This is a genomic window from Saccharopolyspora hordei, assembly GCF_013410345.1.
Lineage (GTDB): Bacteria > Actinomycetota > Actinomycetes > Mycobacteriales > Pseudonocardiaceae > Saccharopolyspora > Saccharopolyspora hordei.
Window position 1 is genome coordinate 3390266 of the sequence record NZ_JACCFJ010000001.1, and the last position, 13653, is coordinate 3403918.

Sequence of the window (13653 nt, forward strand, 5' to 3'; positions counted from 1 at the left end):
CCGCCGCGCGCTCCGCTGTGGACGGACCGCGCGGCGGACGGAGCTGGCGGAGGTGGACGGGAATCGAACCCGCCTGACCGAGGTACTCGGCCACGTCGGTTTTGAAGACCGCGGGGACCACCAGGTGCCCTGACACCTCCAGCGCCGAGGATAGGTCCGGTGCGGCGATCCGGCGAGGTTGTGACAGAACCATGACACAGCGGGCACCGGGCGCGGACATCCCCGGCGGACGCTGGCCTCGTGATGCTGGAAACCTCTCGCCCGTCCCGAGGAGTGCGCGGTGACGCGGTGCTGGTGCCGGTCCTGCTGCTCGCCCTCGTCGCGACCTGCGCGCTGTTCGTGTGGACACCGTTCGGCCAACAGCTCGACCAGCACCTCTTCGACCGCGCGGACCGGGGCAGCGCCGCGCTGTCCTGGGCCACGTCGCTGCTGGCCGTGGTCGGCGACCCGCTGGTGCTGGTCGGCCTGCTCGCGGCGGTCGTCGCGGTCGGCGCGCTCGGCGGCCGGCTGCGCCCGGCGCTCGCCGGGGCGGCCGCGTTCGCCGCCACGGTGGCCGGCGCCCGGCTGCTCAAGGTGCTGCTGCCCCGACCCGACCTCGACGTCGCCGGTTCGACGACGCACAACAGCTTCCCCAGTGGGCACGTCGCCGCCGCGGCCGGACTGCTGGTCGCGGTGCTGCTCACGCTGCCGCCCCGCGCGCGGTGGTGGTGCGCCGTGCCGGGCGCGGTGGGCGTGGCCGCCGTCGGAGCGGCCACGGTGGTCGCGGGCTGGCACCGGCTCAGCGACGTCGTGGGTGCGGTGCTGTGGGCGGCCGCCTGCGGCTGCGCGGCGTCGTGGTGGTCGGGGCAGCCCGGGAGGCGGGTGTGATACTGACCGGCGTGCCGAGGGTGCTGCTGATCGAAGACGACCCAGCGGTGCGGCGAGGTCTCGAACTCGCGCTGACCAGGCAGGGGCACCGGGTGGACGCGGTGGGGACGGGCGAGCTCGGCCTCGAGCGCGTCCGCACCGACCGGCCCGACGTCGTGGTGCTGGACCTGATGCTGCCCGGCATCGACGGGTTCGAGGTGTGCCGCCGGGTCCAGGCCGAGAGCACCGTGCCGATCATCATGCTGACCGCGCGCGGGGACGACGTCGACGTGGTGGCCGGGCTGGAAGCCGGCGCCGACGACTACGTGGTCAAACCGGTGCAGGCCCGGGTGCTGGAGGCGCGGATCCGCGCGGTGCTGCGCCGCGCCGGGCGGAACGGGAGCGAGTCGGAGCAGCACGGTGACCTGGTGATCGACCGGGCGGGTCTGGTGGTCACCAAGCGCGGCCAGCGGGTCGCGCTGACGCCCACCGAGCTGCGGCTGTTGCTGGAGCTGTCGGCCACCCCGGGACGGGTGCACAGCCGCCAGCAGCTGCTGGAATCGGTGTGGGACCACGGCTACCTCGGCGACTCGCGCCTGGTGGACGCCTGCGTGCAGCGCCTGCGCGCCAAGATCGAGGACGACTCGTCGGCACCGGTGTACGTGCAGACGGTGCGCGGGTTCGGGTACCGGTTCGGGCCGCTGTGATCCGCTGGTGGGGGCTGCGCACCCGGTTGCTGGTCGCCTTCGCGATGCTGAGCGTGGTCACCGCGGCGGCCGTGGCCGGGGCGGACTACGTGCAGGCCCGCAACCTCGTCCTGCAGCAGTCCCAGGACGCCTCGGTGCGGGCGATGACGACCCGGCTGGAAACCCTGTTCCCACTGCGGGACCCGGCGCCCGGACCGGTCGAGCTGGACGAGATCGCCGACGTGGTGCGCGACCGCGACACCGCGGCGGTCGCCTTCTTCGGCGCGGCGCGCTCGACCGCCCACTTCCCGGTGGAGGTCGTCACGCCGGAGCTGCGGCAGGAGGTCGGCCGCGGCCACCTCGTCTGGCAGCGGGTGCGGCCGCACGGGGTGCCGCTGCTGGTCATCGGCGCACCGCTGGTCACCGTGCAGCCGGACGGCTCCACGCGGCCGTCCGGGATCGAGGTCTACACCGTGCGCGACCTGCTCGCCGAGCAGGAGAGCATCACCGAGCTCGCCACGCGGTCCTGGCTCATCGGCGGCGCAGCGCTGGTGCTGGCGGTCGTGCTGGCGCTGGTGGCCGCGCGCGGCGTCCTGCGCCCGGTGCACGAGCTCAGCGCGGCGGCGCGGCGGATGGGCCGTGGTGACCTGGGAGTCCGGATGTCGGTGCGCGGCAACGACGAGCTGGCCGAGGTGGCGCGGACCTTCAACGACACGGCGGCGGAGCTGGAACGGCACGTGGCGCAGCTGCGCGCGATGAAGGCCGACGCCCAGCGGTTCGTGGCCGACGTGTCGCACGAGCTGCGCACCCCGCTGGCCGCGGTGACGCCGGTGACCGACATGCTCGACGAGGACGCCGACCGGCTCCCCGACGACCTCGGCGCCGCGGCCCGCCTGGTCAGCCAGGAGATCCACAACCTGGGGCGGCTGGTCAACGACCTCATCGAGATCAGCCGCTTCGACTCCGGGACCGCGGCGCTCAGCGTGGACGAGGTGGACCTGGCCGACGTGGTCCGCGCGACGTTGCGGACGCGCGGGTGGGTCGACGTCGTGGAGGCCGACCTCGAGGCGGTCACCGCCGTGGTGGACCCGCGGCGGGTCGACGTCGTGGTGGCGAACCTGGTGGGCAACGCGCTGCGGCACGGCGCCGCGCCGGTTTCGGTGCGGCTGCACGGCGACCAGGACTGGGCCACCGTCGAGGTCCGCGACCACGGCCCCGGCCTGGACCCCGACGTGCTGCCGCACGTGTTCTCCCGCTTCTACAAGGCCGACACCGCCAGGACGCGGTCGGAGGGCAGCGGCCTCGGGCTGGCCATCGCGCGGGAGAACGCGGCGCTGCACCGCGACGGCGACCGCCGAGGGGACCTGACCGCGGACAACCACCCGGAGGGCGGTGCGGTGTTCACGCTGCGGCTGCCGCGTCGGGCGCGCGGCGGCGGAGGGGAGGACGCGTGACGGTCTCGCGGGGACGGCGGGTGCTGCTCGTCGCGGTCGCCTCGACCGCCCTCGCCGGCTGCGGGGTGCAGCCGAGCGGCATCATCCACGGCTCCTCGCCACCGAGCGGGGCGGTGGCCCCGGCGGCCAGCACGACGCTGTACTTCGTCTCCGGCGGCTGGCTGGAACCCGTTGCCCGCGGCCCGATGTCGCCCGCGGAGGCGCTGGGGGCGCTGGCCGGAGGGCCGACGGCGGAGGAGCGGGCTCGCGGGCTGACCAGCGAGGTGCCGCCCGCGGCCGCGCCCTTCACGGTGACCACCGACGTCTCCGGGCGCACCGTGGTCACCACCTCCGTCCCCGGCGGCGAGCTGTCGGCGCTGGCGGTGGAGCAGATCGTGTGCACGGCAGCCGCCGACGGCGGGCCGGTGGTGCTCGTCGGCGCGCGCGACGACTCTCCGGTGGGGTGCCCGCCCTGGTACTGACCCCGTCGCTCCACGTCGGACGACGCGCGCCGGCGTGGGTGGTGTCACTCGATCACCGGGCCTTGGGTTAGGTTAGGCTAACCCAAGTGGTCGGACGATCTCGCGGTGCCGACCGACTCGCGACGGAGGAGGAGCTCACCGGCATGGCTGGACCCGCGGTACCCCTCGACCTGCCCGCTGTCGCCGACGGACCCGGGTGGCCGGACGGCGTGGCGCGGGTGCTCGGGCCGCTGCCCACCCCCGCCGGACTCGCCGACCGGTTCCCGTGCGACGAGCGGCTGCGCCGCCAGGTGGCCGCGCACCGGCGGGCTGTGCGGGACGTCGTCGAGGGTGCCGACGACCGCCTGCTGGTCGTGGTCGGGCCGTGCTCGGTGCACGACCCGGACGCCGCGCTGCACTACGCGCGCGAGCTCGCCGCGGCGGCCGCCGAGCACGAGCGGGACCTGCTGGTGGTGCTGCGCGCGTACCTGGAGAAGCCGCGCACCTCGGTCGGCTGGAAGGGACTGCTGCACGACCCGCACCTGGACGGTCGCGGGGACCTGGTCGCCGGGTTGGCGATCGGTCGCGAGTTCCTGGTCCGCGCGGCGACCACCGGCCTGCCGCTGGCGTACGAGTTCGTCGACCCGTTCCTCGCGCCGTACGTGCTCGACCTGGTCTCGTGGGGCGCGCTCGGCGCGCGCACGGTGGCGTCCCAGCCGCACCGCCAGCTCGCCTCGGCGCTGCCGATGCCGGTGGGCATGAAGAACGCGGTGACCGGGGACGTCGACGTCGCGATCGCCGCGGTGCGTGCCGCGCGGGTGCCGCACACCTTCCCCGGGGTGGCGCCGAGCGGGGCTCCCTCCGCGGTCGTCGGCGCCGGCAACCCCGCCTGCCACGTGGTGCTCCGCGGCGGCCACCGGCCCAACTACGACGCAGGGTCCGTCGGGGCGACGCTCGACGCGCTCACCGCCGCGGGCGTGCGGACCGGCGTGGTCGTCGACGCCTCCCACGGCAACAGCGGGAAGGACCACCGGCGGCAGCCGGGCGTGGTCGAGGACCTGGCGAGGCAGGTCGCGGCCGGGAACCGCGGCCTGCGCGGGGTGATGGTCGAGTCCTTCCTGGGGGCGGGCAAGCAGGACATCGCGGCGGTGCCGCTGCGCTACGGCGTCAGCGTCACCGACGGGTGCCTGGACTGGCCCACGACCGCCGACTGCCTGCGCGTCCTCGCCGAGGCCGCGCGCCGCCGGAGGGGCCTGAGCGCGCGCGGAACCGGTGTGGGGGAGCCACCTTCGGCGTGACGGGATCACCCGGTCCGGGCCTTGCCCCGCGCGAGGCACCTCCGCGGAGTCGCACCGGGCGGACGCTCCTCCGGTGGGGCGCGACCAGGCCGGACGGGGTGATCTCTGCGATCCTGGGCGCGTAGAGCGGTGCTTTCGTCCGGTCAGTCGTACTCTGCTGCGACCTGGCACGAGGGGGTCGCGTGCGCACGGTGGAGCCCATCATCGCCGGTGTCGACGGGTCCGAGCACTCGGCCGTCGCGCTGGCCTGGGCGCTCGGCGAGGCCGAGCTCCGCCGGGCCGAGGTCCGCGTCCTCGTCGTCAACGACAACCCGACCCGGGACCGCGTGGTCGAGGAGGCGGTGGCGGACGTCGTCAACCGCTTCCGAGCGAGGAGACCGACGGCCGGGATCACCGCGACGATCGCGCGCGGTCGCCCGGCGGCCGAGCTGATCCGGAGCTCCGCTCGAGCGCAGCTCGTGGTGCTCGGAGCGCGCGGGCGGGGCGCGGCCGCGGGGATGCTGCTGGGCTCGGTCAGCACCAAGGTCGCCACCCACGCCCACTGCCCGGTCGTGGTCGTGCGGGAGCACCGGGAGCGAGGGCCGGTGCTGGTGGGCGTGGACGACACCCCGCACGGCCAGCAGGTCCTGCGGTTCGCCTTCGAGGAGGCGGTCGCGCGGCAGGCGGAACTCGTGGTGGCGCGGGTCTGGGAGGCGCCCGGCGCGGAGTACTCGGTCGTGCTGGCCCCGCCGGAGGAGCTGGCCGAGGCGCGCAGCCAGGCCGAGTTCAGCCTCGGCATGCAGCTCGCCGGGTGGCACGAGAGGTACCCGGACCTCCAGGTCCGCAGGCACACCCCGCGCGGCCACCCGGTCGAGACGTTGAGCGCGCGGGCGCGCCACGCGCAGCTGCTGGTCGTGGGGCACCGGACGCGACGCGGCTGGTTCGGCAAGCTGCTGCTGGGCTCGGTCGCCTCCGGGCTGCTGCACCGCGCCCACTGCCCGATCGCGGTGATCCGCAGCGGCGTCCACGTGACCTGAGCGACCCCGCGCTCAGCGGGGCAGGCCGAAGGCGCGCATCCGGTTGTACAGGGTGGTGCGGCTGATGCCCAGGTGCTGCGCGGCGTGCACCTTGTTGCCGCCCGTGATCCGCAGTGCTTCGACGATGGCGTCGCGCTCGGCGCGCTCCCGCCCGGTCAGCCGGGCGGCCCGCCCGGGGCTGCGGTACGCGGCAGGGAGGTCCTGGACGGTGATGTCCCCGGTGGTGCGGCGCTCGGCGATCGTGCGGAGCACCTCCCGCAGCTCCCGCACGTTGCCCGGCCACGGTTGCGCGATGAGCGCTTCGAGCGCGCTGGGCGCGATCCGCAGGTCGGCCCCGGGGCGGAGGTCGGTGAGCACCGCCCGCGCGATCCCGGCGAACTCGTCGTGGCGGTTGCGCAGCGCGGGCAGGTCGACGCGGGCCGGGCAGATCGCGGCGGCGCTGCGCACCACGTCGGGCAGGTCCGCTTCCGGGGCCGAGGTGAGCACCACGCGGGGACCTTCCGCGAGCCGTCGGACCAGCCGCGCGCACAACGTGCCGGGCAGCAGCTCGATCCGCTCGACGACCAGCGCGCCCGCCGTCACCGAGTCGAGCCGTTCGGCCCATGCCCGCTTCCCCAGCACGACCACGTCGGCGGCGTCGAGGACCTCCGCGCGGGGGCCGGCGACGAGCATCGCCGCCCGGGTGCGCCCGGAACCGGGTTCGCCGGTGATGAGCACCGGCTCGCGGCTGGTGCGCAGTCCCGCGAGTCGATCGTCCGGAGTGGACGATCGTGACCTCGCGGCCGCTCGGCCGCGCGGGATCCGCGTGCGGGAGCGGGGTGTCAGTTCGACGAGCACGCCGTCCGAGGTGCCGCCGACCTTCAGCGCGCGCAGGCTGACCGGCGCGCCGGAGTCGAGCACCAGGTCCCGTGCGAGTTCCCCGGACGAGGGGGCGGTGGAGGCGATGTCGCGCAGCACGGCGTGGTCGGTGGGGTCCAGCAGGTCGAGGGCGGCGCGGTTGCTGAGCACCAGCTCGTCGCCGAAGGCGACCACCGCCCGGCAGCGGTGCCGCGCGGTCTGCTGGAACGCTTGCAGCAGCCGCTTCTCGGACTGCCGGGCGCCTTCCCACAGGCGCTGCTCGATGTCCTCCACGGCGCGTTGCAGCAGCGGCGCGAACAGCGGGTTGGCCTCCGGGGCCACCCCGGTGATGTCCAGGACGCCCTCGATGCGCCGGGTCACCGGGTTGCGGATGGGGTGGCCGTAGCAGCTGAACTTCTTCAGCGCGTCGACGTAGTGCTCCCGCCCGTGCACGGTGACACCGCGCAGCACCTCCAGCGGGGTGCCCAGCGCGTTGGTGCCGACGTTCTCCTCGGTGAACTGCGCGCCGGGGACCGCGCTGATCCGGTCCAGCGCCCGCTCGGTGCGCAGGTCGGTGAACCTGCGGTCCACGATCCGGCAGGCGCTGTCGGCGAGCGCGACGCAGAGGGTGGTGCCGATCAGGCGCTCGGCGAGCGCGTCCAGCACCGGGGTGGCCGCCACCCGCAGTCGGCTGTCGGGGTCGAACTCGACGATGCTCAGCCGGTCCAGCCCCGAATCCGGTCGCAACCCGCTCATGCCGGCGCGCCGCCAGGACGAGGCGATCTCGGCCCGCATCGCACCGCTGACCTGGGCAGCGCCTGCGTTCACCGCGTCCTCCCAGCGATGCGCCGCGGGGGCCGACCGCTGCTCGGCCCACCTGTGTTAACGGAAGTTAACGACGGATTATGTGCAACCCCACCACGTGGATCAAGACCCTGCGTCCGTTCGCACGCCGGAACGCCAGGTCCGGTCGGCGAGGTGCGGCCCCTGGGCGGGCTCGGCGGCGGGGCGGGATCGCAGCCGGGTGCGTCCCCTCGGTGTCTCGCTGCGCCGAACGGGTGGTGGCGTCGCCGACCGGCTGCGCGTCCGCGTGCGCCCGGGAGGCTGGCCGGGGTCGCGCCAGGAGCGCGGAACCCGGTGCTGTGACGGGAGGTCCGCGGTGCAGCGGGGTTGACCGGGGGCGGCCCGCTGCGTAGCTTTCGAGCAAGCGCTTGGTCAGCACTCCGGGGGAGCGGTGGTGTCGATGGCGGTGCAGGAGCCGGTCGCTCCCGGGGCCGCGGGGCGTGGCGAGCGCGCGCGGCAGGTGCGCAGGGTGGCGTTCTCCGGGCTGCTCGGGACCGTCATCGAGTACTACGACTTCCTGCTCTACAGCACCATGGCCGCGCTGGTGCTCGGCACGCTGTACTTCCCCGGGGCGGACCCGGCGACCTCGACGATCGCCTCCTTCGGCACGCTCGCGGCCGGGTACGTCGCACGCCCGCTCGGCGGGGTGCTGTTCGGGCACTTCGGCGACCGGCTGGGCCGCAAGTCGGCGCTGGTGACGAGCATGCTGCTGATGGGGGTGGCGAGCGTCCTCATCGGAGTGCTGCCCACCTACGCCACGCTCGGGCTCGGCGCCCCGCTGCTGCTGGTGCTGCTGCGGGTGGTGCAGGGCATCGCGGTCGGGGGTGAGTACGGCGGCGCCGCGCTCATGGTCATCGAGCACGCCGACCCGCGGCGGCGCGGTGCGTGGGCGGGGATCATGCAGATGGGGTCCCCGCTCGGGGCGTTGATGTCCAACGGGGCGGTGGCGCTGGTGACCCTCCTGCCGCGGGAGGAGTTCCTGGCCTGGGGCTGGCGGATCCCGTTCCTGGCCAGCGCGGTGCTGCTGGTGCTCGGGCTCTACGTCCGCCTCAGCGTCGCGGAGAGCCCGCTGTTCCGCGAGGCCGTCGAGGCGGGGAAGCTCCGGGGGAGGACGCTCCCGCTGGTGCAGGTGCTCAGGGAGCCGCGCACCGTGGTGCTCGCCTGCGCGGCGGGCATCGGACCGTTCGCGCTGACCGCCCTGATCGGCTCGCACAGCGTCGCCCACGCCGCGAGTCTCGGCTACGAGCTGCCGGACATCATGCGGGCCCACCTGCTCATCAGCGTGACCGGACTCGTCGGCATCCCGCTGTTCTCGGCGCTGTCCGACCGGATCGGACGGCGGCCGGTGCTGTTCGCCGGCGCGCTGGGCGCGGTGGTCTTCGCCTTCCCGATGTACGCGCTCATCGGCACCGGGTCGGTGGCGGCGATGACCGTGGCGCTGGTGACCGCCCAGGTCGTGCAGAACCTGATGTACGCGCCGCTGGCCCCGATGCTGTCGGAGATGTTCGGCACCCGCGTCCGCTACACCGGCGTCTCCCTCGGGTACCAGGTGGCGAGCCTGCTGGGCGCCGGTTTCACCCCGATGGCCGCGACCGCGCTGCTCGCGGTCACCGGCGGATCGAGCCTGCCGCTGAGCTGGCTCATCGTGGTCGCGGTCGGCACCAGCACCGCCGCGGTGGTGCTGGTCTCCGAGACGCGCGGGCGCGACCTGCGCTCCAGCACCGGCGCAGCGAGGAGAGGAGAACCGTGGGACGGAACCAGCGCGCCGAGGTCGAGATGACACCGGAGGAAGTCGCGGCCTTCGTGGCCTCCCGGCGCACGGCCACGTTGGTCACGCTCGGACCGAGCGGCCACCCGCACGCGGTGGCGATGTGGTTCGCCGTCCTCGACGGCGAGCTGTGGTTCGAGACCAAGGCCAAGGCGCAGAAGGCGGTCAACATCCGGCGGGACCCGCGGGTCACCGTCCTCATCGAGGACGGCCTGACCTACGACGCGCTGCGCGGGGTGTCGATGGAGGGACGCGCGGAGCTCGTCGACGACCCCGACGTGCTGTGGCGGGTCGGGGTGGGCATGTGGGAGCGCTACCACGGCCCGTACAGCGAGGAGGTCGAGCCGCTGGTGGCGGCGATGCTGCACAAGCGCGTCGCGGTGCGCGTGCACGTCGAGCGCACGAGGTCGTGGGACCACCGCAAGCTCGGGCTGCCGCCGATGCCCCTCGGCGGCACGACGGCCGCCTCGTACCCGCAGGCCGGGTGATCGTCCACTGTGGTTTGTCCCGGCCCTCGGGGCGAGGGCTGCCGGGAGTGTGCCTGGTCCTCAGTGGACTTGCGTGGCGATCGCGGGTAGCCTGCTGGCCCAGCTCGTGAGCGGGCACCGCAGCCGTCGGGATCCTGGCCGAAAGTACGAGACGGCAGGTCACGACCTCGGCCGATCGGTTGATCACCGCTGACACTTCGGCCGATACGCCGGTCGCCCCGCGTGCCTAGCGTTGACCAGGTCAGGAGGACCGACCGGATCGAGGCTGATCACGATGACGTTTCCGGCCACTGCGGGCGCAGACCACGACCTGGGGCACAGCGCGGTGCAGCGCGCTCGCGAGCTCGTCGAACCGGTGCTGCGGGACCGGGTCGACCGCCTGGGACCGTCGCTGGGCGGCATCGGGCGCTACCACTTCGGGTGGAGGTCCGACGGGACCGGGGCGACGGGCAAGGGCATCCGGCCGGCGCTGGCCGTCCTCGCGGCAGAAGCGGTCGGCGGCACGGCTCGGGACGCGGTGCCCGCTGCGGTGGCCGTGGAGCTCGTGCACAACTTCAGCTTGATCCACGACGACATCATCGACAACGACGACCTGCGCCGCGGGCGACCAGCCGTGTGGAAGGAGCACGGCGTCCCGGCGGCGATCCTGGTCGGCGACGCACTGCACACCGAGGCGTTCGGGGCCCTGCTGGGCAGCGGGCACCCGAACGCGTCCGCGGCGGCGCTGCGCCTGGCCACCGCGATGCGGGAGGTGGTGGTGGGCCAGGTCGACGACATCGGCTTCACCACGCGGCCGTGGACGGGGGAGCAGGCGGTGCGGATCGCCGAGTACCAGTCGATGGCCGAGGCCAAGACCGGTGCGCTGCTGGCCTTCGCCGCGGCGGGCGGAGCGTTGCTGGGCGGTGCCGACGCCGCGGTCGCGGACTGCTTCGACCGCCTCGGCCGCCACCTGGGCCTGGCGTTCCAGTGCACCGACGACGTGCTCGGCATCTGGGGCGACCCGGCGCGCACCGGGAAGCCCGTGTTCGGGGACCTGCGCGAGGGCAAGCGGACCCTGCCGGTCATCGCGGCGCTGACCGCCGGGGTGCCCGCGAGCGAGCGGTTGGGCGCGCTGTTCGAGCGCGGCGTCCGCAGCGACTTCGAGCTGCGGCTGGCGGCGGACCTGGTGGAGGAGGCCGGCGGCCGGGAGTTCGCCGAGGGCGAGGCGGCCCGGCACCTCGCCGAGGTCGACAGCTGCCTGGCGTCGCTGGCGATGCCCGCGGAGACGCGTGCTGCCTTCGACTCCCTCGCCCAGTCCTTGATCGGCAGGTCCCGATGACCGGGGCGGAGCCCGAGACGAAGGCCCCACGAGGCGTCGGTCATTGTGCCGACACCCGTCACCAGGGCTGAGGGGGCGACACCGGAGACGGTCGTGGCCCTGGACGGGCTCGGGTGTGTCGCGGTCAGTCGTGGGCGTCGCGGAACTCCAGGCTGCCCCGGTCCCACCCGCCGGTGTTGGCGGCGGCCTCGTAGGTCGACTGCAGGAACTCCAGCAAGGTCCCCTCCGGGTCGCGGGACGTGCGCACGGTCTCGTACGGCAGGACGAACTCGCCGAGGGCATCGTCGTAGCGGGCGGACCGCGGCCGCACGGGGCGCGTGGCGTAGTCGACCGGTTCGGGATAGGCGTAGGAGTAGAAGGTGCCCTCGCTGCTGCCGCCGGGCCAGAAGCCGCAGCTGGACACCTCGTGCGAGTAGGCCTCCACCATGACCCAGTCAGCGCAGTTCGGCACACCTCCGGGGTGCGGCGGGGCGGTGCGCCCGGAGAACCGGGTGCAAGCCATGTCCATCGCGCCCCAGAAGAAGTGCACCGGGCTGGCCTTGCCGATGAACCGGGACCGGAACCGGCTCAGCACCCGGTGCGCGGCCACCAGCTGCCCCCAGAACCGCCGGGCGTGCTCCGGGTCGTAGGAGGCGTGCTCGGTGTCGTCGGTGAACGGGACGGCGCGCTCGACTTCGACCGGCCGCGCCAGGATCGGCACCGCGAGGTCGAGCGCGGCGAGCGCGGCCATGACCTCCTCGTAGAACGCCCGCACCGGTTTCGGCTCCAGAGCCACCTGGCGCCGGCCACCGTCGCTGGAGCGCACCTGCACCTGGTGGTCGAGGAAGTCGAACTCGATGTCGAACAGGCGGCCGTCGAGCGGGACCGCCGAGGTGGACAGGCCCCGCGAGGTCACGTACAGCGCCACCTGCCACCAGTGCGCGACCATCGGGGCGCAGGCCAGCCGGACCTTGCCGACGACCTGGGTCCACATGTGGAGGGTGTCCCGGGTGTCGACCCACTCGTCCACCGGGAGACTGGGCCAGGCCTCGGCGAGGCCGGGCTCGGTTCGACGGGTGCTGGTCATCGGCACGCCCCCCGACGTCGTGGCCCACGGGACAGCGCGGCTGCGGCCGCGCTCCGGCCTGGGCTACCCGGGTGAGGGCGCTCGCCATGCACGACCGAGCCGGCGAGCTGCCGCTCACCCGGCGAAGCGCCGCGCGACCTCCCGCGCCAGGTCGAGCAGGCCGGGACCGCGACGGGGCTCGCCCGGCTCACCGGTGCCCGGCGGTGGACAGCCGGGTCGAGGTGCGCTGCCGGCGAACTGCATGGCGCGGTACGGCCAGTTGCGCTGCGTGTTCCACTGGCTGACCACCAGGTGCAGGTCGTCCAGCGTCGACCCGGGCACGATGTAGCCGCCGTAGAGCTGGGCGATCCGGCCACCACCGTGGTCCTCACGGTCCCACGACGTGCCGTGCAGCACGGTGCCGCGGGTGGCCTCGTACAGGTTCGACGTGGGGTGGTCGAGGTTGAGCACGTCGATCCGGTAGTTGCCCGCGTCGAAGCAGCACAGCAGCCACCTGCCGTCGACGCGGCGCAGGCAGAGCTCGCCGAACGCCCCGGTGAGCGCGATCGTCGGCGGGTTGCCCCACGCCCAGGCACCGTCGCGGAAGCCCCAGCCCTCCCACGCGCCGGGATCCTCGACGCGGTCCGCCGGGACGCGCTGCAGGACAAGGCCCTTGTCGCGCTGGAACCCGGTGGAGAAGGCGTAGACGTAGCCGTCCTCGCCCAGTTCCCAGGTCAGCACCTGGAACAGGCCGCCGTGCTGGTCACCGGGCCACGTCGCGCCGGTGGGGTGCCAGGTCTCGCCGTTGTCGGTGGACCGGTGCACCTCCGTCCAGTGCACGTTGCCGATCCCCTCGCACACCATCACGTGCAGGTACATCGTGTCGCCGATGGTGATGACGTCGGTGGGGATCGTGGTGCTCACCCGCCGCCCGCGCACCACCGAGTCGTGCTCGTAGTCCAGCGCCTGCTCGGCGTAGTGCGACCGCGCACCGGCGGAACCGGTCCACCGGATCCCGCTCCGGACGGTCGTCGGGTCGCCGAACAGCACGACGGGCGATCGCCATCCCGGACCACCCACGCCGGCCCGCTCGAAGGTGTCGCCGAACACCGACACGAGTCGTCCGTCCGGCGCGAGCGCGGTCACCCCCAGATCGGTACCGCCCACCCCGAAGCGGTCCGTGATCCCCGGCCCGGTCAGGTCCTTCACCTTGCGCAACGGCAGCCACACCTTTCCCGCGCACCGCAAGCACTTCCCAGCGGCGCGTCGACTACGGCCGTCCACCTCGATCCTAACGACCGCACGACACGGCCCGAGCGCGTCGGCGGAACGCCAGCGCACCAGCCGGATGCGCCGGCGCACCTCCCCACGCCGCTGCCAGGACGGTGATCGCGGTCACCACCCAGGTCATCGACGCACGGGACACCGACCCGACACGAGCCTCGACAGTGCGTCGGGATCCTCGCGAGTGCACTGGGGTCCAGGCACACGACTCCCACCGGGATCGCCCGCTCCCGTCCCCGGCCGCCGCCAGTGGGGTCGGCATCGGAGGGCTCGCGCCCGCTCCGCTCCTCGGAGCCCCGGTCGCGGCGATGGTGGCACCTCGCCAGCGGT

12 protein-coding genes and 1 tRNA gene are annotated in these 13653 nt (G+C 74.2%); 9 read left to right on the forward strand and 4 right to left on the reverse strand.

Features of this window, described 5'->3' with window-relative positions; translation table 11 throughout:
- Nucleotides 1-44: 44 nt before the first annotated feature.
- A tRNA-Sec gene (locus HNR68_RS15545) sits at nucleotides 45-140 on the reverse strand.
- 103 nt (nucleotides 141-243) lie between these two features.
- On the opposite strand from HNR68_RS15545, the gene HNR68_RS15550 reads away from it, so the two are divergent.
- The 6 genes from HNR68_RS15550 to HNR68_RS15575 all read left to right on the forward strand — a co-directional run bounded on the left by HNR68_RS15550 (nucleotide 244) and on the right by HNR68_RS15575 (nucleotide 5740).
- The gene (locus HNR68_RS15550; protein WP_179721664.1) at nucleotides 244-867 is read left to right on the forward strand and encodes a phosphatase PAP2 family protein; all 624 of its coding nucleotides are present in this window, start codon (nucleotides 244-246) and stop codon (nucleotides 865-867) included.
- An 11-nt stretch (nucleotides 868-878) separates the two neighbouring features.
- The gene (locus HNR68_RS15555; RefSeq protein WP_179721666.1) at nucleotides 879-1553 is read left to right on the forward strand and encodes a response regulator; all 675 of its coding nucleotides are present in this window, start codon (nucleotides 879-881) and stop codon (nucleotides 1551-1553) included.
- On the forward strand, nucleotides 1550-2986 hold the full coding sequence (locus HNR68_RS15560; protein ID WP_380575180.1) for an ATP-binding protein: 1437 nt from the start codon (nucleotides 1550-1552) through the stop codon (nucleotides 2984-2986). The genes HNR68_RS15555 and HNR68_RS15560 overlap by 4 nt, the downstream gene beginning before the upstream one ends.
- On the forward strand, nucleotides 2983-3447 hold the full coding sequence (locus tag HNR68_RS15565; RefSeq protein ID WP_179721668.1) for a hypothetical protein: 465 nt from the start codon (nucleotides 2983-2985) through the stop codon (nucleotides 3445-3447). Before HNR68_RS15560 ends, HNR68_RS15565 begins: the two co-directional genes overlap by 4 nt.
- Nucleotides 3448-3590: 143 nt before the next feature.
- Nucleotides 3591-4724: a 3-deoxy-7-phosphoheptulonate synthase gene (locus HNR68_RS15570; protein WP_179721670.1), complete on the forward strand. Its 1134-nt coding sequence runs from the start codon at nucleotides 3591-3593 to the stop codon at nucleotides 4722-4724.
- Nucleotides 4725-4906: 182 nt separating this feature from the next.
- Entirely contained in the window at nucleotides 4907-5740 is an 834-nt protein-coding gene (locus tag HNR68_RS15575; protein ID WP_179721672.1) for a universal stress protein, read from the forward strand.
- Nucleotides 5741-5752: 12 nt separating this feature from the next.
- On the opposite strand, the gene HNR68_RS15580 is transcribed toward HNR68_RS15575, so the two are convergent.
- On the reverse strand, nucleotides 5753-7405 hold the full coding sequence (locus tag HNR68_RS15580) for a sigma-54-dependent Fis family transcriptional regulator (RefSeq protein WP_343050172.1): 1653 nt from the start codon (nucleotides 7403-7405) through the stop codon (nucleotides 5753-5755).
- Nucleotides 7406-7820: 415 nt separating this feature from the next.
- Here HNR68_RS15580 and HNR68_RS15585 point away from each other — a divergent pair, with 415 nt between their 5' ends.
- The 3 genes from HNR68_RS15585 to HNR68_RS15595 all read left to right on the forward strand — a co-directional run bounded on the left by HNR68_RS15585 (nucleotide 7821) and on the right by HNR68_RS15595 (nucleotide 10994).
- Nucleotides 7821-9200, forward strand: coding sequence for an MFS transporter (locus HNR68_RS15585; RefSeq protein WP_179721674.1), 1380 nt, complete (start codon nucleotides 7821-7823; stop codon nucleotides 9198-9200).
- Nucleotides 9167-9676 (forward strand): TIGR03618 family F420-dependent PPOX class oxidoreductase, encoded by a 510-nt coding sequence (locus HNR68_RS15590; protein ID WP_179721676.1) that lies wholly within the window; start codon nucleotides 9167-9169, stop codon nucleotides 9674-9676. The genes HNR68_RS15585 and HNR68_RS15590 overlap by 34 nt, the downstream gene beginning before the upstream one ends.
- Nucleotides 9677-9950: 274 nt before the next feature.
- Nucleotides 9951-10994 carry a polyprenyl synthetase family protein gene (locus tag HNR68_RS15595; protein ID WP_179721678.1) on the forward strand — a complete coding sequence of 348 codons (1044 nt, stop codon included), beginning with the start codon at nucleotides 9951-9953 and terminating at the stop codon, nucleotides 10992-10994.
- 124 nt (nucleotides 10995-11118) lie between these two features.
- Here the strand turns inward: HNR68_RS15595 and HNR68_RS15600 are convergent, their stop codons facing one another.
- Together HNR68_RS15600 and HNR68_RS15605 are read right to left on the reverse strand one after the other, a co-directional pair.
- Nucleotides 11119-12060: a DUF5996 family protein gene (locus HNR68_RS15600; protein WP_179721680.1), complete on the reverse strand. Its 942-nt coding sequence runs from the start codon at nucleotides 12058-12060 to the stop codon at nucleotides 11119-11121.
- Between the two features lie 114 nt (nucleotides 12061-12174).
- On the reverse strand, nucleotides 12175-13248 hold the full coding sequence (locus tag HNR68_RS15605; protein ID WP_343050467.1) for a glycoside hydrolase family 183 protein: 1074 nt from the start codon (nucleotides 13246-13248) through the stop codon (nucleotides 12175-12177).
- Nucleotides 13249-13653: the final 405 nt, after the last annotated feature.